Source organism: Exiguobacterium sp. BG5(2022) (assembly GCF_031844365.1).
Lineage (GTDB): Bacteria > Bacillota > Bacilli > Exiguobacteriales > Exiguobacteriaceae > Exiguobacterium > Exiguobacterium profundum.
This window is the reverse complement of the sequence record NZ_JAUZVB010000001.1, coordinates 525,859-548,941: the sequence shown is the minus strand read 5'-3', so window position 1 is coordinate 548,941 and position 23,083 is coordinate 525,859. Positions and strand designations below refer to the sequence as shown.

Annotated in this window: 22 protein-coding genes; 3 read left to right on the top strand and 19 right to left on the bottom strand. The window is 47.0% G+C overall.

Annotated features, from left to right (window positions below):
* Position 1: 1 nt before the first annotated feature.
* From der to prsW, 6 genes are all read right to left on the bottom strand, one after another.
* A complete protein-coding gene (gene der / locus Q9R25_RS02795; RefSeq protein ID WP_015881461.1) occupies positions 2 to 1,312 on the bottom strand; it encodes a ribosome biogenesis GTPase Der in 1,311 nt (436 codons plus the stop codon).
* A gap of 137 nt (positions 1,313 to 1,449) precedes the next feature.
* Entirely contained in the window at positions 1,450 to 2,598 is a 1,149-nt protein-coding gene (gene rpsA / locus Q9R25_RS02790; protein WP_214691037.1) for a 30S ribosomal protein S1, read from the bottom strand.
* A gap of 154 nt (positions 2,599 to 2,752) precedes the next feature.
* A complete protein-coding gene (locus Q9R25_RS02785) occupies positions 2,753 to 3,376 on the bottom strand; it encodes a lysophospholipid acyltransferase family protein (protein ID WP_159562123.1) in 624 nt (207 codons plus the stop codon).
* On the bottom strand, positions 3,373 to 4,047 hold the full coding sequence (cmk, locus tag Q9R25_RS02780; RefSeq protein WP_074037194.1) for a (d)CMP kinase: 675 nt from the start codon (positions 4,045 to 4,047) through the stop codon (positions 3,373 to 3,375). The genes Q9R25_RS02785 and cmk overlap by 4 nt, the downstream gene beginning before the upstream one ends.
* 74 nt (positions 4,048 to 4,121) lie before the next feature.
* Positions 4,122 to 4,787, bottom strand: a complete 666-nt coding sequence (locus Q9R25_RS02775) for a flagellar brake protein (protein WP_074037195.1) — start codon at positions 4,785 to 4,787, stop codon at positions 4,122 to 4,124.
* A 15-nt stretch (positions 4,788 to 4,802) separates the two neighbouring features.
* Positions 4,803 to 5,459 carry a glutamic-type intramembrane protease PrsW gene (prsW, locus tag Q9R25_RS02770; protein WP_074037196.1) on the bottom strand — a complete coding sequence of 219 codons (657 nt, stop codon included), beginning with the start codon at positions 5,457 to 5,459 and terminating at the stop codon, positions 4,803 to 4,805.
* Between the two features lie 107 nt (positions 5,460 to 5,566).
* Between prsW and Q9R25_RS02765 the strand changes: the two genes are divergently transcribed.
* Positions 5,567 to 6,538: an asparaginase gene (locus Q9R25_RS02765; RefSeq protein ID WP_159562121.1), complete on the top strand. Its 972-nt coding sequence runs from the start codon at positions 5,567 to 5,569 to the stop codon at positions 6,536 to 6,538.
* Positions 6,539 to 6,589: 51 nt separating this feature from the next.
* Positions 6,590 to 7,570: a YpdA family putative bacillithiol disulfide reductase gene (locus Q9R25_RS02760; protein ID WP_311282757.1), complete on the top strand. Its 981-nt coding sequence runs from the start codon at positions 6,590 to 6,592 to the stop codon at positions 7,568 to 7,570.
* A 39-nt stretch (positions 7,571 to 7,609) separates the two neighbouring features.
* Here the strand turns inward: Q9R25_RS02760 and Q9R25_RS02755 are convergent, their stop codons facing one another.
* The 7 genes from Q9R25_RS02755 to Q9R25_RS02725 form a co-directional block, all read right to left on the bottom strand.
* Positions 7,610 to 8,878: a Glu/Leu/Phe/Val family dehydrogenase gene (locus Q9R25_RS02755; RefSeq protein ID WP_015881453.1), complete on the bottom strand. Its 1,269-nt coding sequence runs from the start codon at positions 8,876 to 8,878 to the stop codon at positions 7,610 to 7,612.
* A 146-nt stretch (positions 8,879 to 9,024) separates the two neighbouring features.
* On the bottom strand, positions 9,025 to 9,951 hold the full coding sequence (locus Q9R25_RS02750) for a D-alanine--D-alanine ligase (RefSeq protein WP_214691038.1): 927 nt from the start codon (positions 9,949 to 9,951) through the stop codon (positions 9,025 to 9,027).
* Between the two features lie 96 nt (positions 9,952 to 10,047).
* Complete coding sequence (locus Q9R25_RS02745) at positions 10,048 to 10,626, bottom strand: adaptor protein MecA (protein ID WP_074037201.1); 579 nt, start codon at positions 10,624 to 10,626, stop codon at positions 10,048 to 10,050.
* Between the two features lie 60 nt (positions 10,627 to 10,686).
* Positions 10,687 to 11,550 carry a MerR family transcriptional regulator gene (locus tag Q9R25_RS02740; protein ID WP_311282756.1) on the bottom strand — a complete coding sequence of 288 codons (864 nt, stop codon included), beginning with the start codon at positions 11,548 to 11,550 and terminating at the stop codon, positions 10,687 to 10,689.
* A 129-nt stretch (positions 11,551 to 11,679) separates the two neighbouring features.
* Positions 11,680 to 11,880: a hypothetical protein gene (locus Q9R25_RS02735; RefSeq protein ID WP_015881449.1), complete on the bottom strand. Its 201-nt coding sequence runs from the start codon at positions 11,878 to 11,880 to the stop codon at positions 11,680 to 11,682.
* A gap of 41 nt (positions 11,881 to 11,921) precedes the next feature.
* A complete protein-coding gene (locus Q9R25_RS02730) occupies positions 11,922 to 13,349 on the bottom strand; it encodes a RecQ family ATP-dependent DNA helicase (protein ID WP_264092418.1) in 1,428 nt (475 codons plus the stop codon).
* Positions 13,333 to 14,355 (bottom strand): YpbB family protein, encoded by a 1,023-nt coding sequence (locus Q9R25_RS02725; protein WP_311282755.1) that lies wholly within the window; start codon positions 14,353 to 14,355, stop codon positions 13,333 to 13,335. Before Q9R25_RS02725 ends, Q9R25_RS02730 begins: the two co-directional genes overlap by 17 nt.
* Positions 14,356 to 14,497: 142 nt before the next feature.
* Between Q9R25_RS02725 and Q9R25_RS02720 the strand changes: the two genes are divergently transcribed.
* A complete protein-coding gene (locus Q9R25_RS02720) occupies positions 14,498 to 14,746 on the top strand; it encodes a ferredoxin (RefSeq protein WP_015881446.1) in 249 nt (82 codons plus the stop codon).
* Positions 14,747 to 14,906: 160 nt separating this feature from the next.
* Here Q9R25_RS02720 and Q9R25_RS02715 read toward each other — a convergent pair whose 3' ends face one another.
* From Q9R25_RS02715 to Q9R25_RS02690, 6 genes are all read right to left on the bottom strand, one after another.
* Positions 14,907 to 15,866 (bottom strand): ABC transporter permease, encoded by a 960-nt coding sequence (locus Q9R25_RS02715; protein WP_015881445.1) that lies wholly within the window; start codon positions 15,864 to 15,866, stop codon positions 14,907 to 14,909.
* Positions 15,863 to 16,927: an ABC transporter permease gene (locus tag Q9R25_RS02710; RefSeq protein ID WP_214691043.1), complete on the bottom strand. Its 1,065-nt coding sequence runs from the start codon at positions 16,925 to 16,927 to the stop codon at positions 15,863 to 15,865. The genes Q9R25_RS02715 and Q9R25_RS02710 overlap by 4 nt, the downstream gene beginning before the upstream one ends.
* Positions 16,924 to 18,450, bottom strand: a complete 1,527-nt coding sequence (locus Q9R25_RS02705) for an ABC transporter ATP-binding protein (protein ID WP_214691044.1) — start codon at positions 18,448 to 18,450, stop codon at positions 16,924 to 16,926. Before Q9R25_RS02705 ends, Q9R25_RS02710 begins: the two co-directional genes overlap by 4 nt.
* 63 nt (positions 18,451 to 18,513) lie before the next feature.
* The gene (locus tag Q9R25_RS02700) at positions 18,514 to 19,599 is read right to left on the bottom strand and encodes a BMP family lipoprotein (protein WP_078147920.1); all 1,086 of its coding nucleotides are present in this window, start codon (positions 19,597 to 19,599) and stop codon (positions 18,514 to 18,516) included.
* 130 nt (positions 19,600 to 19,729) lie between these two features.
* A complete protein-coding gene (locus Q9R25_RS02695; RefSeq protein WP_078146731.1) occupies positions 19,730 to 20,449 on the bottom strand; it encodes a GntR family transcriptional regulator in 720 nt (239 codons plus the stop codon).
* A 400-nt stretch (positions 20,450 to 20,849) separates the two neighbouring features.
* Entirely contained in the window at positions 20,850 to 23,042 is a 2,193-nt protein-coding gene (locus tag Q9R25_RS02690) for an FtsK/SpoIIIE family DNA translocase (RefSeq protein WP_074037208.1), read from the bottom strand.
* Positions 23,043 to 23,083: the final 41 nt, after the last annotated feature.

The window sequence follows — 23,083 nt, the reverse complement described above, 5'->3', positions numbered from 1 at the left end:
ATTAGTTTTTCTGACGAGCCACGATGTGAATCGGTGTCCCGGTGAAGTCAAATGCTTTACGGATTTGATTCTCTAAATAACGTTTATACGAAAAATGCAACAACTCAGGATCGTTGACAAACAAGACGAACGTCGGCGGCTCGATGGCCACTTGAGTTGCGTAGTTGATCTTCAATCGTTGTCCTTTATCCGTCGGTGTCGGGTTCATCGCGACTGCATCGACGATGACATCGTTCAATACGCTCGTCGAGATACGACGGCGATGTGTTTCTGCCACTTGTTTGATGACAGGCAACAATGTCTGCAAGCGTTTTGACGTGAGCGCTGATAAGAAGACAACCGGCGCATAGTCGAGGAATAAGAATTCTTGACGAATCTTCTCTTCCATCTTCTTCATCGTCTTATCATCTTTTTCGACGGCATCCCATTTATTGACGACGATGACAATCGCCTTCCCGGCTTCATGCGCGAGACCTGCGACACGCTTGTCCTGCTCGATGATTCCTTCTTCCCCGTCGAGGACGACGAGAACCACGTTCGAGCGTTCAATCGCCTTTTGTGCGCGCATGACACTATAACGCTCTGTCGATTCATATACTTTTCCGCGTTTACGCATACCTGCCGTATCGATGATGACGTACTCTTGTCCGTCACGTGTGAACGGTGTATCAATCGCATCGCGAGTCGTACCTGCAATGTTTGAAACGATGACACGCTCTTCACCGAGGATTGAGTTCGTCAAGCTTGATTTCCCTACGTTCGGGCGACCGATCAATGAGAACTGAATCACGTCTTCGTTGTATTCGTACTCGTCTTTTTCTGGAGCGAGTTCAAATACTTGGTCTAACAAGTCACCGAGTCCTAACCCGTGCGTACCCGAAATCGGGAACGGATCTCCGAATCCGAGGGAATAAAACTCATACATGAGATCTCGCATTTCAAAGTTATCGACTTTGTTGACGGCAAGAACGATCGGTTTATTCGAACGGAACAACAAGTTCGCAACCTCTTCATCAGCCGCCGTGATCCCTTCACGTCCATTCACCATGAAGATGATGACGTCTGCTTCATCGATGGCGAGTTCCGCCTGATGACGCATTTGAACGAGCAACGGCTCGTCCCCTACTTCGATCCCACCTGTATCGATTAAATGGAACTTACGGTTGAGCCACTCTCCTGTTCCGTAAATACGGTCACGTGTGACACCCGGTTTATCATCGACGATCGAGACACGATCACCGATGATACGGTTAAAAATTGTGGATTTTCCGATATTCGGACGGCCAACGATGGCCACTACTGGAATTCCCATAACAACACCTCACTAACTTTCTATCAAAATTTCATCATTTCATCATTTCGAAACGCAACTTACCTATCATATCACAGGCAAAATTAAGTGACCATACAAAAAGAAGCGGGAGCATGACTCCCGCTTGAACGATCATCTTATTTAGAGTCGTCCGAAGAATCATCACCTGTCAATTCCGAGACAGAGAATCCTCCTTGGTCGCTATATTCATCAAGTAACGCTTGATCATCATCTTGACGAGTCGGTTCAGATGATTCGAGCGCACGCATCGACAATGAGATTTTCTTATCATCGAGATGAACATCTAGCACCTTCACCTTCACTTCTTGGCCTTCTGACAAGACTTCAGACGGCGTCGCGATGTGACGGTTCGCAATTTGCGAGATGTGAAGCAGACCTTCCACTTGTGGTGCGACTTCGACGAACGCACCGAACGTCACGAGACGTTTGACAGTTCCTTCGATGACATCTCCCGGCTGGATCTTCCCTTCGATGGTTTCCCACGGACCAGGTTGTGTCTCTTTAATGGAAAGTTTCACTTTTTCATTATCTAAGTCGAGCCCGAGCACTTTCACTTTCACGCGGTCGCCTTCAGTTACGACGTCGCTCGGCTTCTCGACGCGGCTATGTGCCATTTCCGAGATGTGAACGAGACCGTCCACGCCACCGATATCGACGAACGCCCCAAAATCAGTTAATCGTTGGACTGTTCCTTCGATTACTTGTCCGACTTCAAGCGATTCGAGCGTTTCTGATTTCTTCGCGCTCATCTCTTCTTCGACAACTGCTTTATGTGACAAGATGACGCGATTTTTTTCGCGGTCAATCTCGACGACTTTTACGGTAATTGGGTTATTCAAGTATGACGAGAAGTCTTCGACGAAGTGACTTTCGACAAGGGATGCAGGGATAAATCCACGGATTCCAATATCGACGACAAGACCACCTTTGACCTTATCTTTCACCATCACTTCAAACACTTCACCTGATTCGAATTTTTCAACGATGCGATCCCATGCTGCTTCGGCATCGACGTCTTTTTTCGAAACGACTACTTCTTCGTCCGTGACCTTTTTCACTTTGACACGAATCTCGTCGTTCACTCGGAGTGATTCGTTTAAATCGTCTAGATGCATGCTTGATACTTCGCTAATTGGCAAAATCGCTTCGGTTTTATAACCGATATCGATCAGCGCTTGCTTATCCTCGATTTTGACGACTGTTCCGGTCACAATTTGACCACGATTAATTTCAAAATCAGGCATATCTTTCATTTCTTCGACCATTCCAACACTACCCCCTCACGATGAGTACAAAAAGGAGCGCCAAAGGCGCTTACACCTAGTATAAATCTCTTATAATTCCGAGAATTTGTCAAGGCGTTATGAAGATTGTACCTCTATTGAAAGAAGTTTAAACCTCAATTCCACAATCCGTTTTTTACTTCGTGAACGAGTGCTTCAAGTAGAGTTCGGAAATCGTATCCATGATCAAGTCGGCCGCTTCTTGCGCACTCGCCTTACGTGCTTTCAATTCTGACAAGTCGATCGGCTTCCCGATAACGACACGGAGTTTTGCGCGAAACTTATACTTGCCAATGATGGCAATCGGTAAAATATGTGCATCCGAACGCATCGCAAAAAAACCGACACCGGCTTGCGCCTTTCCAAGCGTACCGTCTTTTGAACGCGTTCCTTCCGGAAAGATAGAGATGACTTCATCCTCTTTCAACTTTTGAAGCACGACACGAAGCGCTTGTCGGTCACCTTCCCCACGAGATACTGGAATCTGACCTGCACGCTTCAAAATATGCTTCAGTACCGGGACACTAAAAAGTTCTTTCTTCGCAAAAAATCGGAGCGGACGCTGCTTTGGAATCGCACATGCGAGAAGCACCGGGTCCCAATTTGACTGATGGTTCGAACAGACAAGGATCGACCCGTCCATCGGAACATTCTCCCGACCGATGAATTCGACCTGAAACGAGAAGCGTTGAATGACGTTCACGACGCCTCTCGCCAATCGATACATGCCGAACGGTCCATTGTTTAATGGCTTGCTCATGCTTTCACCTCTTCAATTAATCGTTCAATTGCTTGAACCACTCCGTCAATGGACAACGTCGTCGTATCGAGGAAATGGGCATCTTCAGCTTGACGGAGAGGTGCCACTTCACGCTCAGAATCGCGTTTGTCACGAAGCGCAATCTCTTCGATCAGTTGTTCATAGTCGCTCGGGATGCCTTTCGAGATATTTTCTTCATGGCGACGACGGGCACGTTCTTCGACCGAAGCGGTCATAAACACTTTTAAATCGGCATTCGGCAAGACATGTGTTCCGATATCGCGGCCGTCCATGACGACACCGCCTTCTTTAGCCAAATCACGTTGAAGATCCATCAAGGCATCACGCACTTCAGGTTGACGTGCGACGAAACTGACGTTATTCGTCACTTCACTCGAGCGAATGACAGACGTCACTTCTTCCTCACCGTCAAATACGCGTTGTCCCTCTTCCGATGGGACGAGTCGTAATGACATGTCCTCGATCATCTGAGCAAGTGCTGGTCCATCTTCGAGCGCAATCCCTTCGTTCAAGGCGCGATACGTTACCGCCCGATAGATTGCACCTGTATCGATGTACACATACCCTAATTGTTTCGCAAGCGACTTGGCAATCGTACTTTTCCCAGCACCCGCCGGTCCGTCTAAAGCAATTTGTAATGATTTTTTCATACAAAACGGGTATCGAGTGTTCCCGATACCCTCCTCCTCTCGGTCAATAATCCCGAGAACATCATAACAGTTTTTTATCTTGAAGAAAATACAGACCCTGTCCGCTTTCGCGCTTCAAGCTGAACACGGAAGCAGTATCGTAAAATCGTCTCTTGGTCACGAGGGGTCAAATCTTCAAATGCCAGAGACAGTTCTTCTTTCACTTCCTGTTTATGTATGCGCACAAGACGGCTCTTAAGACGGAAGTTCTGGGGCGAGCCATGCTCATCCTCAATTCGAAACACGACAATCAGGGACTCATCTACTTCGATTGGAGCGCGGTTGGCGATGATTTTCATCCCCCCAGCAGATATGTCAAGAGATGTTGTTTCGAACGATTCGAAACTTTCCTCATCGGTTGCAAGAACGGTCACGTCAATCATTTCTGGAACACGTAAATATTCACGACGCTGAATCCGTTTGATTTTTTTCTCATCTGGCAAATTGAACGCATAGCGTAATGTCATTTGGGCATCGCTGATTCGCTTCACGACTTTCGTGTCGAATGCGAACAGCTGATTGTCTCCTTGGAAGAAAAAGACCCGCATGGCCTCCTCTTCATGTAAAAAAAATGTTTTGAGCGTCATCATGTCACTCGGCGACTCAATCCATACGACTTGATCGGTTATGGCTGCAATTTTCGTTTTCCCCTCTGCACGCCCTTCCACTTCGATTCTCAGTTCTTGACCTTCTTTTAACATACTGATTCTTCCCCTTTATTTAAATTGTCGACGATTGGACAAGTTTGCCGCTCGCACGAGTAAAAGTGCCACGGTCCATAAAATGACGATATAAAGCACGGCAGGAAGCTTTTGATTCGGTTCGAGTATCAAAATCAAATCAAACGTTCCGTGGATGACCGTCGCAGAAAAGATTGCCATGAACAGCCAGAGCCGTTCTCGAATCGAATGCTTCGCTCGTCCTAAGCAGTACCCCATCACGACCGCGAACAAAGCGTGCCCGCTCACAGGCAGGATTGCTCGCCAAATCGCAATTTCTAATGAATCGTACACCCATAAGTATAAAAAATTCTCTAAAGTCGCAAAGCCTAATGAGCAGGCGACCGCATAGAGAATCCCGTCGTAGTAATCATCAAAGACTTTATGTATATATATTGTATAATAAATCATAAACCATTTAAAAAACTCTTCAAGCAGGGCAGTGGCGACATACGCCTGCCAAAACGGTCCAGTAAGCACTCCCTCTTCAACGAACGCATATTGGATAAACATGATCGGGAACACGAGAACGGCTCCGGCCACGAAAGAACGAATCACATATCCGAGCGGTTCTGCCTCCAACTCATGGCGTAGATAGAAGTAGGAAAGAAGGGCGAGCCCAGGTGCAACCGCAGACAAGGCGATTGCGATCATGATGCATCTCTCCTTTCTCTCCCTAGCATACACTGAATTGTCTGAAAGAAAAAGTAGAGAACGCCTAGAAAATGGAAATCTTCATAAAAATAATTAGGAGGACACTTATGAATCATTTATTACTGATCCACACCGGCGGTACTATCGCCATGTCACAATCCGGCACAGGACACGTCGAACCGAGCGATGTCAATCCAATCGACGCCACCCTTCCGAAAGCGACGGATATTGCTCACATTACAACAAAGCACTTTTCAAATATCCCGTCACCTCACATGACTCCAGAGAAGATGCTTGAATTGGCACAGTTCATCCAACGTGAACTGACACAAGACACGTATGACGGAGTCGTCATCACGCACGGTACCGATACATTAGAAGAGACGGCTTACTTCTTACAAATCACGCTCGGTGCGCCTGTCCCAATCGTGTTGACAGGAGCGATGCGGTCCTCGAACGAGGTCGGTTCGGACGGAGAATTTAATTTGATCACAGCGCTTCGCGTCGCAAAAAGCGAAGCGGCTCGTGGAAAAGGCGTGCTTGTCGTTTTCAACGGTGAGATTCATTCGGCATTTAACGTGACCAAAACGCACACGTCTTCAGTCGACACATTCAAGTCTGTGCACTTCGGTAACGTGGGTATGGTCACAAAGGACCATGTACTCATCTATAGTCAACCAGCAACGAGACAACCGAAAATGATTCCGTCCATCTCAAAACGTGTAGCCGTGTTGAAAGTCGTCGCAGGAATGGAACCAGATTTACTTGAATCTGTAATCACGCTTGGGTACGACGGACTCGTCCTTGAAGTGTTAGGGCAAGGAAACGTTCCGCCGACCCTCTTGTCCGCACTAGAACATTTAGTCAAAGAGATTCCTGTCGTGATTGTCAGCCGTTGCTTCAACGGAATCGTTCAAGATGTTTACGGTTACGACGGGGGTGGCAAACAACTGAAAGAGATGGGTGTCATTTTTTCAAACGGATTGAATTCACAAAAAGCTCGTTTACGACTCCTCGTCGAACTCGAGTCCGGCTCATCCCAGTCAGTCATGGAACATAGCTTTAGCTTCCAGCAATAACCTTGCGCAACTGCGCCCCCTTCCCTACAATGAGCAAAGAGGTGATATTCAGTGAACAAACAAGCGATTATTGTAGGTGCCGGGCCATGCGGTCTCTCGGCCGCCATCGAACTGGAGAAGATCGGAGTCTCTTGTACGGTGATTGAGCGCGGAAATATCGTCGACGCCATCTATCGGTATCCGACGCATCAAACGTTCTTCTCTTCCGCGAGCTTGCTCGAGATCGGAGACATTCCGTTCATATGTAAGGATTTGAAGCCACGTCGTCAAGATGCACTCGTCTATTATCGAGAAGTCGTCACACGTACCGGTTTAAACGTCCACCCGTTCGAAACGGTCGAGTCGGTCGATAAAAAAAGTGACCGATTCGTTGTGACATCAAGACATGAACGACGTGGCGAAACCATTCGCGAAGCGGACTATGTGATTTTAGCAACAGGCTATTATGGACGTCCTCGTCTGCTTGACGTACCTGGCGAAACGTTGCCGCACGTCCATCACTATTTCAACGAGGCACATCCTTATTATCGACAACGCGTCACGATCATCGGCGGGAAAAATTCCGCTGTCGATGCGGCAATCGAACTCGAAAAGGCTGGTGCCTTTGTGACGGTACTCTATCGAGGCGATTCGTATAGCCCTTCCGTCAAACCATGGGTTCTTCCAAACTTCGATTCACTCGTCCGTCATGAGAAAGTTCGAATGGAGTTTGAGGCGACAATCGAACGCATCACCGATGATGGCGTCTACTACCGGCAACACGGTGAAGAGAAGCATGTCTATGCAGATCATGTCTTCGCGATGACCGGTTATCAGCCCGACCACCATCTGTTCGAGAGTGCAGGCATTGTGATCGATGAAGAGAGTGGTGTCCCGACATACGATGAAGAAACGTTTGAAACAAATGTCGAACACCTCTTCATTGCGGGCGTGGTCGCAGCCGGAAACGATGCGAACAAGATCTTCATTGAGAACGGTAGATTCCACGGCAAGGCGATTGCCGATACGATTGCGAACCGCATTAACGTATAAAAAAGTTCGGTCAACTTGAGTTGACCGAACTTTTTTTGATTAGACCCAGCCACGGAAACGTGAGGCTTCCGCCATTTTGCGTACACCGACCATGTAGGCGGCGAGACGCATATCGACTTTACGGGCTGAAGATGTATTGTATACCGTATTGAACGAGTGAACGAGTACTTTTTCAAGTTTTTCCTCAACTTCTTCTTCCGTCCAATAGTAACCTTGGTTGTTTTGTACCCATTCGAAGTACGAAACCGTGACCCCACCACTTGACGCCAACACGTCCGGCACGAGGAGAATTCCACGTTCAGTCAAGATTTTCGTTGCTTCGTTCGTCGTCGGACCGTTGGCTGCCTCGACCACAATCGATGCTTTAATCGCGTCCGCATTGTCTTCTGTAATTTGATTCTCAATCGCAGCTGGGACTAAAATATCACAATCGAGCTCTAACATTTCTTTGTTCGAGATCGTGTTTTTAAATAATGTCGAAATCGTACCGAATGAATCGCGACGATCTAACAAATACGGGATATCGAGACCATTCTCATCATGGATAGCTCCGTAAGCGTCACTGACCGCAATCACTTTCGCCCCTGCATCGTACATGAATTTAGAAAGGAAACTTCCCGCGTTCCCGAATCCTTGGACGACGACCCGCGCACCTTTCAATTCGATTCCGCGACGAAGTGCCGCTTCACGAATCATGATGGCCACACCTTTTGCCGTCGCTGTCTCACGACCATGCGACCCGCCAAGAACGAGCGGTTTTCCTGTGATGAATCCAGGTGAGTTGAATTCATCGATGCGACTGTATTCATCCATCATCCATGCCATGATTTGTGAGTTTGTGAACACGTCCGGAGCCGGGATATCTTTTGTAGGTCCAACAATTTGACTGATGGCACGGACATATCCGCGACTCAAACGTTCGATTTCACGGAAACTCATCTCGCGTGGGTCACAGACGATTCCGCCTTTCCCACCACCGTAAGGCAAGTCTACGATTCCTGCTTTTAGACTCATCCATACTGATAATGCTTTGACTTCTACCTCCGTTACGCTCGGGTGGAACCGAATTCCCCCTTTAGTCGGTCCGACCGCATCATTATGTTGAGCGCGATAGCCTGTGAAGATCTTCGTTGAGCCATCGTCCATGCGAACAGGGATCCGAACGGTCAGCATGCGAAGCGGTTCTTTTAATAACTCGTACATCTCATCTGGATAGCCGAGTTTATCTAAAGCTTCGTGAATTACCTCTTGTGTCGATTCCAAGATGTTTTTTCGTTTTTGATGACCTTTTTCTTGATCCGTAATCATGAAGGTTTCCTCCCCTAAATTGTCAATTCTCCCCCAAGAATTAACCTCGTATTCGTTTAAAAGTATAGCTGATACGCGTTCAATTTGAAAGGGCTTTTCAAAAATAATGAAAGCGTTTTCTTGATGGATGGCGTAATCCAGATGTCTTACTTCGCTACGCGCTCAAGTGCGAGCTCGATAAAGCGTTCCAAAAGCTCACCGTACGAGATTCCGACTGTCTTGGCACTATCCGGAAACAGGCTAAGCGGCGTCATGCCCGGCAGAGTATTCGTCTCTAGAATGTAGGCTTTTCCCTCTTCTGAAACGAGGAAGTCAGAGCGCGAATATCCTGAACAACCGAGCGCGCGATGCGCAAGGACTGCCGCCTGTTGAACCTCCGCTGTCAGCTCGACCGAGATTTCAGCCGGACAGACATGAATCGAACCACCTTCCGTATACTTCGATTCATAGTCGTAAAATTCATTTTTTGGAATGATTTCAATGACAGGAAGAGCCTCTTCTTTCCCAAAGTTCCCGATGACGGGAACTGTCAGCTCTTTCCCTTTGATGTACTGCTCGACAAGTACCGCTGAATCACAAGCAAACGCCTTTTCAATTCCTTCACGTAACATCGTTTCGTCCATTGCAATCGTCAGACCATTCGATGATCCTTCTTGCGCTGGTTTGACGACACATGGGAACTCCATTCCCCACTCAGCGACTTTTGCATCGATTGATTCCCGTGACTCGATTAAGACGTCACGAGCGACTCGGATACCGGATGCCGCGAAGATGATTTTTGCTCTCGCTTTATCCATCGCCAGAGCAGATGCCAACACACCTGATCCCGTATAAGGAATTCCAGCCATTTCTAATAACGATTGCACACGACCATCTTCACCATACTTCCCGTGCAACGCACTGACGACGACGTCGACATCCAATGTTAACAGCTCGTTCGCCCGTTTCGGATGAAAGTCAATGGCCGTGACCTCATGACCACGTTCCGTCAACGCTTCTATCATCCCTTGCCCGCTCGTGAGAGATACCTCTCGTTCTCCTGACACTCCACCATATAAAACAGCGACTTTCATTCCAATCTCTCCTTCAACTAGCTACTGAAAATTCAAGTCTAATCATAACACGGACATCCTAAAAACAATAGGAACAGAAAAGTAAAAAAGCCGTACTCATGCGAATGCATCGTACAGCTCTTTCACAGCTTGTTCAGTTTGAATCGTCTTTCCGTATTCCATCATGACGTACGGACTGACCGTAGTCGTCTTGCCGTACTCGGACAAAATGGCCGCGAGTCGTTCTTCTACCTGCGAAGGAAGAACCTCAACGAAGTGAAGGTAGTAATGACCGTTGTAATGATAAAGCGTGCCACCCTGCTCGGTTTCATGTATATGCGGGAAAAGACGAATCGAAGCGTTGATCACATCTTCAATGTCCTCGAACTGATAAATCAAATGATGGATTACATCAATCGTTAATCGAATCTCGACCTGCTCGACATCGAGCTCAGCAATCGCTTCACCTTTTTGAACATCGATGACGAGCCCATCGCGAGGGAACATTGTCACATTCAAATCAACCGCTCCTTGCGGTGAAAATCCGTACTCACTTTCTGCTGTTTCAAGTAGTTCTTTCCACAGCTGCTGACCGTTTTCCCCCACGATCGTATCGATGGCGATTCCACGTAACGAGAGCTCATTCGCAGTCACATATACACGAAGATGTTCTTTTGTTTGTTTTTCAAATCTCAATCGAAAACCTCCAGTGAATAGTCAATCCTAATAATAAGCTACTCCCGTTTTCATCCCGTGTCAAATAGTTGATAACCATTTTGTCCACTCTTCAGGAGTGTCGCCAAGAAATGACCCATTAAATCGACCTCTCTCAAGACTGACCGCATATCCACCGGCACCGATTTTTAAGTCAGGATGCTCGTTTTGAATATAATCCATCGCCTCTAACAAGTTCGGAATATGCTCAGTCAACGTACATGAGAAGATGAGACAAGAAGTGTCGATATCATGTAACGCTTTACTCAAATCTTCTTTCGGGAAACCCGCTCCCAAAAAGATGACGTCGTATCCATGTTGACGCAAATAGAGCGTGACAAACAATAATCCAATCTCATGCATCTCCTCAGGTGCACAGACACACGTGATACGTGGCAGGAAGGGGTTCATCGGCATTTGAAGGGACAACGTCGAAAGTCGCGCTCGTAAAAATGCCGTGGCGAAATGCTCGTGGGCGATGGTAATCGAGCCATTCTCCCATCGTGAACCGATTTCCATGAGCAGTGGTCCAATTACATCCTTTGTCACTTTTTCAAAACTGAACGTATTAAACGCACGGTTAATCAAATCATGGGCTGTCCGCTCATCAAATGAGAGCAACGCATGGAGTAGCCCGTCTTTCAACTCCTCATCGTACAGTTTTGTCGTTGTCGGTTCTGGCTCAGGCGCTTGATGAAGTTGTTGAATGGCTTGTGAGACAGAAAGCCCTTCTTTCTGCTTGTCCACGACCCATTTGATTTTTTCAACATCCTGATCTGAATACAGGCGGTGACCGGATTCCGTTCGGCTCGGCACGATAAACTGATAGCGACGTTCCCAAGCGCGAATCGTCGTCGGATTGACGCCTGTCAAGGTCGCCACGGTCTTGATGGAGTATTTCGGCATCTCCGCCCTCCTCTCTTACTCGTTCTTATGATATAAGTATATCCTCAACGCAAGAGGTTTACCCCTTTTATTGTGCAATCGAGAATTTTTTAAGAATAAAAAAAGATGCGAACTCTGTTCGCACCTCGTTTAAAATATGGCGTGTCGCCCGATATATATGAAAATGAGAATAATCGCTAGCATGGCGAAGGTCAATGTCATCGCCAACGGGCGCTTCATCCAGTTATCATTTAACTTCCTCTTCCGTTCGCCCTCTTGCCTCTCAGCTCGAGACGGCAACGTGTCCGCCAATTGCTCGCGTAAAGAATCCGCCTGATTCCGATGTCGCAACGTATGCCCTCCTTTACCTTTTTTATCATTTTACTATGATATTATTCAAAGGAAAAGATTTGCGTCAACCGAATTTTCCATTCTGTCACATTTTTTCGGACGATTTGCGGTGTATCCGGGAACGGAATCGGCCCACAAACATCACAGCATTCTTCTTGGTCGACCGTTTGTTCGGAGAAATAACGAAGCAAGTAATCGCGTCGGCATGTCCGGATGAGGGCATAATCCATCATCTGCCCGAGTTGACGATACCGATCTCGCTTTCTTTCTTTTACCCAATCGAGGGCTTCTTGAAGCGAACGTTCTGTCAACAATTGCTTCAGCAGGAGAAACTTCGGGTCTTCTTCGTTCATCCGTAACAACCTTGGTAGTTGCGCGAGCGACGTCCCGTTCTCACGTTCAAAATAGGCTAGTCGCATGTCCTCGTCTTTCGGGTACTGTCCGTCGATTAAAAATTGCTGGATGCGTTCGTCGCCATCAGCATATAGAAGGACCGCGAATGCGGGTTGTCCGTCACGCCCCGCTCGTCCGATTTCCTGCATGTATGCCTCAACTGTTGCCGGCAACTGAAAATGAACGACAGAACGGACGTTGTCTTTGTTCACACCCATCCCGAACGCACTCGTGCATACCATGACCGACACTTCGTCCCGTAAAAACTGGGACTGCACGAGTCGCCTGTCTTCCGTAGACATGCCTCCATGGTAAAACAATGCATCCTCTAGCTCAAAGGCTAACGCCTCTGCCTCGCGACGGGTCGCCGTGTAAACGACTGCAGGTTTGGGAATCACTTGAATCAACTCTTTCAATCGCTCAAGTTTCTTCTCCTTTTCCAACCGTTCAACCAACAATCGGATTTCCGGACGATTGGCAGAGTGGACGAATTGTTCAGGTGAGAACAGTGCCAGCTTTTCAATGATGTCCTGTTTCACGCCTTCTGGCGCCGTCGCCGTGACCGCCATACATTGAGGGCTCCCAATCTGTTTTCGCAACTCACCTAAACGCGCATACTCAGGACGGAACTCATGCCCCCATTGTGAGATACAGTGCGCCTCGTCAATGACGAGCATTTGAATTTTCACATTCGCCAGAGCACGCGTCACATAAGGAACGGCCAATTGTTCGGGTGAAAGATATAAAAAACGGTAACGTTTCAAATGGTTGATGATGTCCTGCTTCTCTTCAGCCGATTCCATCGACGTCAAACGAGCGACACCACGCTCTCCCCGTTCTCGTATATGAAGCATCTGGTCCTCAATGAGTGAGAGTAACGGCGAAACAATCACCGTGAGCCCTTGATTTTTAATATAAGAAGGGAGTTGGAACGTCAGCGATTTCCCCGCCCCCGTCGGCATGACGGCCAATACATCCTGCCCTTCGATCACGGCATGTATGATGTCGTGTTGCCCAGGACGAAACGATTCATACCCGAACACTCGTTTTAATGTCGCTTCATACAAAACTCTCACCTCGTTTCAGTCTGGCGAAGACGAGTCGAATTTGAAAATAACTGACACGCCCCATTTTCTCAAATACCGGTTTCAACGCCCAGCTATCCGGATGCCGCAACTCTTCAATCGTGACCACATCCTCCATCGGTACAAATTGTTCGAGCGGGAAGACTTCTAAATACATCGCCATCTCGACGACATGGTCTTCAATCGTACTCGTACGTAAACGCCGTTTCGCTTGAACCTGTTGGAACGTGTACCCCTTTAAGAACAATTCATATGACTCACGTGCTGAATAAGTCATCCGGTCCGTCGATAAGCCGTACGTAAACCCCCGTAGTTTGGCATCATCCGGCAAGACCATCAACAGTTCGTTCCATCCGGCCAAAAAATACAAACGAGCCGTTTCGGCATCAACATGAAGCAGGCTGGCGATTTGTTCATATGTCAAACCCGTCTCAAACGCTCCTGTGAATCGATAGACGACGGCCGTCGCATACGGGTCCCCGATTTGTTCAAGTGCTTGTTCAATCTCTTGATGAAACGTTCGCATGAGCGCTTTCCAATCCCGATCAAGATGTAACAACTGCTTGACCCATTGCTCTGCTGGACGATCGGCTTGTACAGGATAAAATGTACGGGCGTGTTCTTTTGACATGAACGTCTGCACGAACAAACTCAAGCGTTTCCATGTGGTCGCGTTATAATCACGGCGTTCCCCGCCCAACCGCTTGAATAGTTGCTCAACCGATTCAGGTGAAGCTAGTAGTTCTCCCGCCTCTGTCAATCTAAATCGTTTACGATCGAGCCATCCTCGTTTTTCAAGTTGTTTTAGCACAGACTCGTATGAATAAGCCGTCTGCGGAAACTGTCCAAAAAGAGGCTCCAACTCGTAAAAAAATGCGTCCTGTAGCGTTGTGGCCGAACGCTTTCCATTCAGGACATGGTAGAGACTTCGCTCACTCCGTTCTCCATTTAATCGTTTAATGGCCAGCAGTAGAACTCCATCCGCTAAATGAACCAAATCGTCACTTCCTTAAAAAAATCATTATCCTACCAAAAAGACGCTCGTTTCCTCATTGAAATAATTGGGTATGTAGACTACAATTACTCATAGTCAGTAGAATGATTTCTAAGAGAAACGAACCGTTTGGAGGGTTATTATCATGGCAAAATTTACAATCGTCGATAAAGATACATGTATCGCATGCGGAGCTTGCGGCGCGGCAGCACCAGATATTTACGATTATGATGATGAAGGTCTTGCGTTCAACTTAATGGATGACAACACAGGTACTGTTGAAATCCCAGATGAGTTATACGAAGACATGATGGATGCATTCGAGGGTTGTCCGACAGACTCGATCAAAGTAGCGGACGAGTCGTTCGACGGGGACGCTTTAAAATTCGAATAATCGTGAAAGACATATCGGTCCTTTGACTGATATGTCTTTTTTATGTTTCTCGCATGTAACCTAGTCTAATCATGACATCTCTAGGCAAGTATATCAAAAAAGGTTGTTTGGCTTAAGCACCAAACAACCTGGATGAAATGGACATATGTCCTATCTCGAATTAACGTTTCCCTTTAATATAAGGAATACCGACCGACTTCGGCGCATCCGCACGACCAACGAGTCCAGCGAGAGCAAGAATCGTGAGCGCGTATGGCGCAATCAAGAGCAAGAGCTGCGGCACGTTATTGATGACCGGCAAGTTGCTTCCGATAATCGAAAGGGCTTGAGCGAATCCAAAGAACAATCCGGCACCAAGCGCACCGAGCGGATTCCATTTACCGAAAATCATTGCGGCAATCGCCAAGAACCCTTGACCAACGATTGTCGTTCCGCTGAAGTTCGTCGTGACCGTTACAGCATAAACCGCTCCGGCAAGACCACCAAATGCACCAGAGAGCATGACGCCCATGAAGCGCATTTTCGTTACGTTGATTCCCATCGTATCAGCGGCCATCGGATGTTCACCGACCGAACGAAGACGAAGTCCAAACGGCGTCTTGAAGATGACGAACCAGACGACGAACGCCAAGGCGATAGCAACGAACGACGTGTACTGGACGTTAATAAAGAACATCTTTAACACGGGAATATCTGATAAAAAGGGTACATTCTCTTTTGCGATCCGATACTCGATAAAGTCGGTCTGTCCTTTGTTGTAAAGAACACGCACGACGAAGATGGCGAGACCGATGGCGAGCATGTTGATGGCCACCCCGAGAACCGTCTGGTCCGCACGCCAAAGGATGGCAGGAACAGCCAAGAAGAGGGAGAACAATGCACCGACTACCATGGCAACAAGTAAGGCAATCCATGGACTAGAGGCTCCGACACCTAAATCAGTCAAGGTGAGCGTCGTGATGATTCCTGTCGCGGCACCGATGACCATGATTCCTTCAAGGGCGATGTTGACGACACCAGAACGTTCACTGAAAATTCCACCAAGTGCTGCGATAATGAGTGGAGTCGCATAGGCAAGCGCAACCGGTACGACGATATAAAGGACTTCTAAGAAGTTCATTTTTTCTCCACTCCTTTCTTACGATTTCCTTTAAGTTTCTCAACGACATAGTTGATCGCATATCCAGACGCTACAAAGATGACGATGGCTGCGATGATGACTTTGACAAGCTCTGACGGTACGTTCGCACCAAGTTGCATCGCCAATCCGCCGATGTTCAACCCTGCGAAGAGAATCGCTGCTAAAATGACTCCAATCGCGGTGTTCGCACCAAGAAGGGCAACGGCGATCCCGTCAAATCCAACACCGGTGAACGATGCCGAGAGGGTCATACTACCGAATGTTCCAAGACCCTCCATCGCACCTGCGAGACCAGCGAACATACCGGAGATGACGAACGACAGGACGATGTTACGGTTGACGCTCATCCCTGCGTACTGTGATGCATGTTTGTTGAATCCAACGGCACGTAACTCATAACCGAGTGTCGTACGTTGAAGGATGTAGTAGTACACGATTGCTGCAAGCACAGCGACAAGCACACCCCAGTGAAGACGTGAATACGTCGTCAACTCTTGGAGCCATGGCGAAGCAAGTGACGCTGAATCGTTGATTGACTCCGTACGCTCGTTCGTTACGCCGATGACGTTACGTAAAATCGCGTTTGTCGTGTATAAGGCAATATAGTTCATCATGATAGACGTAATGACTTCATGAACATAAAACTTCGCTTTCAAGAACCCAGGAACGAACGCCCAAATTGCTGCTGCAACCATTGCCGCTAGAAGTGCGAGCGGTAAATGGATAAACATCGGCAAGTCGAAGTTAATTCCTACATAGACGGCTGCGACCCACCCAATTAACACTTGTCCTTCTACCCCGATGTTGAATAGCCCTGTACGGAAGGCGAACGCAACCGCAAGACCTGAGAAAATAAGTGGGGCTGCAGCACGCAATGTTTCACCGACGGCATACGGACTACCGAACATGCCTTCAAATAACGAGATAAACCCTTGAACCGGGTCGTATCCACCAATCAACATGACGATAGCACCGACGAGTAGTCCTAAAATGATGGATAGGAATGGAATGAGAAGTTGGTTTAAACTTAATTTTTTCATTCTGTTTCGTCCCCTCTCTTACCGCCGGCCATCAAGAAGCCTAGCTCTTGCTCCGTCGTCTCTTTCGGATCACGAATCCCTACAATTTTTCCTTCGTAGAGAACAGCGATACGGTCGGATACGTGTAAAATCTCATCAAGTTCAAACGAGATGAGTAAGACGGCGCGTCCTTTTTCACGTTCTTTAATAAGCTGCTCGTGAATAAATTCAATCGCACCTACGTCGAGACCACGAGTCGGTTGAGCGGCGATGAGTAAATCTGGTGAGCGATCGACTTCACGTGCAATGATTGCTTTCTGTTGGTTCCCTCCCGAGAGAGCACGCGCTGGAACATCAATTGATGGAGTTCGGACGTCAAACTTCTCAATCAACGCCTTCGCCTTCTCAGCCACAGCTTTATAGTTCATGAGACCTCGTTTCGAGAACGGTTCTTTATAGTACGTTTGAAGTACCATGTTGTCACGAATCGAGTAGTCAAGAACAAGTCCGTGTTTATGACGATCTTGCGGGATGTGTCCGATCCCTGCCTCGGTCATCTTACGCGGCGTGTGTCCTGTGACATCTTTTCCGTTGAGCAACACTTTACCAGACTCCGGCTTTTTCAAACCTGAAATGGCTTCAATCAACTCCGTCTGACCATTCCCGTCAATCCCGGCAATTCCAAGTACTTCTCCAGCACGAATCTGTAAATCCAATCCTTCAACGACTTTCAAACCGCGACCATCTTTGACGACGAGGTTTTGAACGTCCAGAACGACTTGTTGTGGATCGGCTTTCGAATATTCTGCATCAAAGTTTACTTCGCGACCAACCATCATTTCAGCTAAACTGTCTTCATTTACCGTCTCGTCGACCTCGACCGTTCCAATGTAGCGTCCACGACGAATGACAGTACAGCGGTCCGCAACTTGCATGATTTCCTTCAGCTTGTGCGTAATCAAGATGATCGACTTACCTTCAGCAATCAGACGTTTCATAATTTGGATAAGTTCTTGAATCTCTTGTGGTGTCAACACTGCCGTCGGTTCATCAAAAATCAGAATATCTGCTCCACGATAGAGCGTCTTCAAGATTTCAACACGTTGTTGCATGCCGACTGAAATATCTTCAATCTTCGCATCCGGATCAATTCTAAGTCCGTATTGCTCCGAAATCTCCATGACCTTCTTCCGAGCAGTGGCGCGATCGATTGTGATGCCACTCTTTGGCTCAAGACCAAGAATGATATTTTCAGTGACCGTGAATTTTTCAACCAACATAAAGTGTTGATGGACCATTCCGATCCCAAGTTCGTTGGCGATGTTCGGATTTTCAATATTCACTTTCTTTCCGTGTACGCGAATCTCTCCGCCTTCAGGCTGATAGAGACCAAACAACACGTTCATGAGCGTCGATTTCCCGGCCCCGTTTTCTCCTAAAAGTGCATGGATTTCTCCTTTACGCAATTGGAGCGTGATATTGTCGTTCGCAACGAACGTACCGAACTCTTTTCGAATATTTAGCATTTCAATTACATATTCCAAGGAAGTTCACCCCTAACTTTAAGTAAAGGGAGACCACATGGGTCCCCCCTCAACTCAAACAAATTATTTTACGTTTTTCATGAACTCTTCGAACTCAGCGTCAGTTGCTGGTGCAACAACATCACCATCGATGATTTGTTGACGATACTCATCAACTTTAGTGAGCACGTCTGCAGCAACGTTTTCTTCAGAAGTTGGTGCGATTCCTACACCTTCATCTTTAAGTGAGAATTCAACCACTTCACCAGCTGGGAACTTACCGTCCATTGCCATTTTCGACACTTCGAGTGTCGCTGTATCTACACGTTTAACCATTGACGTAAGAGTAACGTTCTCTGGAAGACCTTCTTCGTACTGGTCACGGTCAACCCCGATGACCCAAACTTCTTCACCGTTTTTCTTACGGTTTTTCGCTTCAGTGAATACACCTACACCTGTACCACCAGCTGCATGATAGATGATATCAGATCCTGATCCATACATACCTGACGCAATTGCAGTTCCTTTTTCAGCTGAGTTGAAGTCTTCAGCATATTTTACGTCGATTGTCGCATCAGGGTTTACAGCCATGACACCAGCTTTAAATCCATTTTCAAACTTCTTGATCAAGTCTGATTCTACTCCACCGATGAAACCAACTTTATCAGTCGTTGTTGTAAGACCAGCTACTACACCTACGAGGAATGAACCTTCTTGTTCCTTAAACGTGATTGAAGCAACGTTCGGTGCATCTACAACCGAGTCAACGATTGCAAAGTTGTTATCAGGGAATTGTTCTGCAACTTTTCCGATATCCTCTGCCATCAAGAAACCGATTCCGTAGATCAAATCAAATTGATCACGTGCCAATTGTTGCAAGTTAGGCTGATAGTCTGCTTGTTTTGCTGATTGAAGATATTTATATCCTTCGTTTTCAGTTAAGCTATTTTCTTCACCAAACTTTTTCAAACCTTCCCAAGCTGATTGGTTGAATGACTTGTCATCAACACCACCAGTATCCGTGACCATTGCAACTTTGAAGTCGCTACCTTCTCCGCCTTCACCGTTTGAAGATGAGCCTTCGTTGTCATCTCCACCGCATGCTGCGAGTACTGTAGAGAGTGTGAGTCCTGCTGCTAAAGCTGAGAGAATCGTTTTCTTTTTGTTCATCATCGTCGTGTTTCCCCTTTCGGTTCATAACAATTTTTGTTGTCATGTTATCAGTAGTCTTTACACCGGTATAAGAAAGCGCTTTCACGCTATTCCCCAAAAATAACTCTTCCGTCCAGAAACTGCTCGTTTAAACTCGTTTACGTACGACATGGAAGTCGAATCGATCAGCACGGAAAAAGTTGGCCGAATCGAGTAATGGTAAATCACTCTCATCATAATGCAATTGTTTTAAAGCGAGTAACGGTTGGTCCGTCTGAAGTTGTGACGAGATTTCAGCGCTGACACTCGGTTCGATGTGCGTGATCGCATAAGCGACTCGACGTCCTACCTCTTTTTCGAGAGAATCAAACAAAGATTTCCCTTCAGTCAATGCCTCAGGATTCGAGACGAGATGGGCCGGCACTTTATCGACACAATACACAACCGGTGTGTCGTCCGCATATCGAATTCGTACAATTCGATAAATCGGTGAGTTCGGCTCAATCTTGAGACGCTCGGCTTCTCTCTCTGTTGCCAACACTTTCTCGGCCACCAATACTTTCGTTCCTGGTGTCATCTTTGCTCGTGTGATCATGTCAGTGACACTGAACAATTCCTCAATTCCTGACGTGAATGGCGGTTTAGAACTGATAAATGTTCCTACCCCATGCTTTCGCACGACAAATTTCTCATCTTCGAGAATCCGGAGCGCTTCGCGAAGTGTCGCTCGACTGACTCCAAGTTGCTTCGAAAGTTCAAATTCTGAAGGTAACTTCTCCCCTTCACGATAGACACCAGCGTCGATATCTTGCTTAATTTTCTCAATCACTCGAAGATAGAGCAATCGATGATCGAGCTTAATCGACATTGGCCTCACCACCTTTAATTTACTTACCAGTGCTCAGACATCTGACGTATGAATGTCCTTGCCAATATTAAGTATAGGGATTCGAGAATTAGAACGCAATAGTTTTTGTTCGGAATCAGGGAAATATTTTTTCGGAACATGCCGAACCGTACCTTTGAGTCCAATTTACTCATTTTCATCCCCATTGAAAAACTTTTGTAAAATGTAAACGTTATTAAAAAATGTAAGCGTTTCAGTGGTTTTTAAAAGTATGTACTAATTCAGTATATAGGACATATGTGCTATATTACATTTATATTATAGCGAACATCTAAGGATAGAGCGAATATTTCTATATCGTATAAATAGCATTAAAAAACGAACGATTATATATACTGATATATAATCGTTCGTTTTTTTATTATTCTGTTTGCTCTTGAATGAGTACTTTCCTCGGTTTCGAACCTTCTGATGGACCGACATACCCGGCTTCCTCAAGTGAGTCAATCAAACGGGCGGCACGATTATACCCGATTCGGAATCTGCGTTGAATCATCGAAGTTGATGCCGTTTCTTGTGTCATGACGAATTGCACGACTTCTCCGAACAATGAATCATCCGAATCAATCGTCGTCACTTCCTCTTCTTTTGGCATCATCGCTTCCACATATTGCGCACGTTGTTGCGCGATGACATGATTGACGACCGTCTCGACTTCTTGATCGGAGACGAATGCACCTTGTACACGGACCGGCTTGTTCATTCCGTTTGCAAGCATCAACATGTCACCGCGTCCAAGCAACTTTTCCGCCCCGCCACCATCAAGGATGGTCCTTGAATCGGTTTGAGAAGAGACGGCAAAGGCGATGCGGGACGGAATGTTCGCCTTGATGACTCCTGTGATGACGTCGACAGATGGGCGCTGTGTCGCGAGGACCATATGAATACCAGCAGCCCTTGCCATTTGTGCAAGTCGCATGATGGCATCTTCGACATCATTTGATGCCACCATCATCAAGTCCGCCAATTCATCGACGATTACGACGATGAACGGTAAACGTTTCGCATCCTCGTCATCCGACTGATCGACGAGTTCATTGTAACCTTCGATATTGCGAACTCCATATCGACTAAACAGTTCATACCGCCGTTCCATTTCTGCGACGACCTGCTTCAGTGCCTGGGCGGCTTTTTTCGGATCCGTGACGACCGGTGTCAACAGGTGTGGCACTCCGTTATAGACGTTCAACTCGACCATCTTCGGATCAATCATCATGAGTCGGACCTCATCCGGACGAGAACGCATCAAGAGTGACACGATCATGCCGTTGATACAGACAGATTTACCTGATCCTGTCGATCCTGCAACAAGCAAATGCGGCATTTTATTGAGAGAGATCCCAACCGTCTCGCCACTGATACTCCGACCGAGTGCGACGAGTAACTTCGAGTCATCTTGTTTCACCGGCTCCGCTTCCAGTACTTCACGTAAGCATACCGGTGCGACCTCCTGGTTCGGCACTTCAATACCAATAGCGGCTTTACCCGGAATCGGAGCTTCAATCCGAATATCTTTTGCAGCGAGCGCCAATGCCAAATCATCACTTAATGAGGTGATGCGACTGACTTTCACACCGATATCCGGTTGTAGTTCATATTTTGTGACGGTTGGACCAAGGTGAATCTTTAACACTTTGACACCGACCCCGAATGACTTAAGCGTCTTTACAAGTTTGGATGCATTTTCTTTCAATCGTGCATTCTCACCAGACAAATCCGTAATGACGGGCTCTTTCAAATTCGAGAATGGCGGAAGCTCGTATGTATCCGAGACATCTTGGGCCGCAGTCATCATCATCTCCTCGGTCGTGATTGTGGAATCGACTTCCGAAGAATCCGTTCGAGGTTGATCTTCCGTCTCTCTTTTTTCTGCTACGACTTTCTCACTAAATCCGACGATTGGAATGTCTTGCATCGTGACCACGTCTGACTCTACTTCCGGGTCCGATTGCGCTTCCGTTAATTTTGGACGAGGTGAGGCCTTGCGCGTTCGTTTCGCCTCTTGCTGCTTCTCCACTTTCGGTCTGGCTCGCCATTCGTTTCTGACTGCTGTGACGGATTCCTGCATGCGATGAAAGAGTGTCCCCCAAATAGTCGGGGCATAAAACGAGACACCGACGAGGAAGCAGACGATCCCTAAAAAGACAATCCCGAAGTCTGAGAATAAATATTGGTTCAAGTTATAGAAAGTGGCATTGATGCCGCCCCTTGCCTCTCCCCAAAGTAAGTCCCCGAATAGTAAGAATGAGGCGAGCATTGCGAATAATCCCGCTCGTCGCATCGGTTTCATCGGAGTGAGAAGAATCCATAACCACACAGCCATCATCAAGTAAGTGAGCGCACCCCATCCTCCAAAAAGATAGACGGATAAATCAGATAACTGTTTACCGATCCACCCTAAATCAAAAAAGGCAAATACGAATGCGACGATGGCGAGGACAAAGAAGCCCCACCCATATGTACGTGGCGCAATCGGTTGTTTTTTACGGTTCCTCGTATTTCGCGTCGCTGGGCGCTTTCGCTTTACGGGAGTCTTTCTTGTTTTTTGAGCCACATCAGTTCCTCCTAAAAAAAGAAGGCAAAAGTCAGATGACT

Bases quoted from the DNA above. Each gene is read 5' to 3' on its own strand.
- der (WP_015881461.1), bottom strand. From the start codon at position 1,312: ATGGGAATTCCAGTAGTGGCCATCGTTGGCCGTCCGAATATCGGAAAA.
- rpsA (WP_214691037.1), bottom strand. From the start codon at position 2,598: ATGGTCGAAGAAATGAAAGATATGCCTGATTTTGAAATTAATCGTGGT.
- Q9R25_RS02785 (WP_159562123.1), bottom strand. From the start codon at position 3,376: ATGAGCAAGCCATTAAACAATGGACCGTTCGGCATGTATCGATTGGCG.
- cmk (WP_074037194.1), bottom strand. From the start codon at position 4,047: ATGAAAAAATCATTACAAATTGCTTTAGACGGACCGGCGGGTGCTGGG.
- Q9R25_RS02775 (WP_074037195.1), bottom strand. From the start codon at position 4,787: ATGTTAAAAGAAGGTCAAGAACTGAGAATCGAAGTGGAAGGGCGTGCA.
- prsW (WP_074037196.1), bottom strand. From the start codon at position 5,459: ATGATCGCAATCGCCTTGTCTGCGGTTGCACCTGGGCTCGCCCTTCTT.
- Q9R25_RS02765 (WP_159562121.1), top strand. From the start codon at position 5,567: ATGAATCATTTATTACTGATCCACACCGGCGGTACTATCGCCATGTCA.
- Q9R25_RS02755 (WP_015881453.1), bottom strand. From the start codon at position 8,878: ATGATTACGGATCAAGAAAAAGGTCATCAAAAACGAAAAAACATCTTG.
- Q9R25_RS02750 (WP_214691038.1), bottom strand. From the start codon at position 9,951: ATGAAAGTCGCTGTTTTATATGGTGGAGTGTCAGGAGAACGAGAGGTA.
- Q9R25_RS02740 (WP_311282756.1), bottom strand. From the start codon at position 11,550: ATGCCGAAATACTCCATCAAGACCGTGGCGACCTTGACAGGCGTCAAT.
- Q9R25_RS02720 (WP_015881446.1), top strand. From the start codon at position 14,498: ATGGCAAAATTTACAATCGTCGATAAAGATACATGTATCGCATGCGGA.
- Q9R25_RS02715 (WP_015881445.1), bottom strand. From the start codon at position 15,866: ATGAACTTCTTAGAAGTCCTTTATATCGTCGTACCGGTTGCGCTTGCC.
- Q9R25_RS02710 (WP_214691043.1), bottom strand. From the start codon at position 16,927: ATGAAAAAATTAAGTTTAAACCAACTTCTCATTCCATTCCTATCCATC.
- Q9R25_RS02700 (WP_078147920.1), bottom strand. From the start codon at position 19,599: ATGAACAAAAAGAAAACGATTCTCTCAGCTTTAGCAGCAGGACTCACA.
- Q9R25_RS02695 (WP_078146731.1), bottom strand. From the start codon at position 20,449: ATGTCGATTAAGCTCGATCATCGATTGCTCTATCTTCGAGTGATTGAG.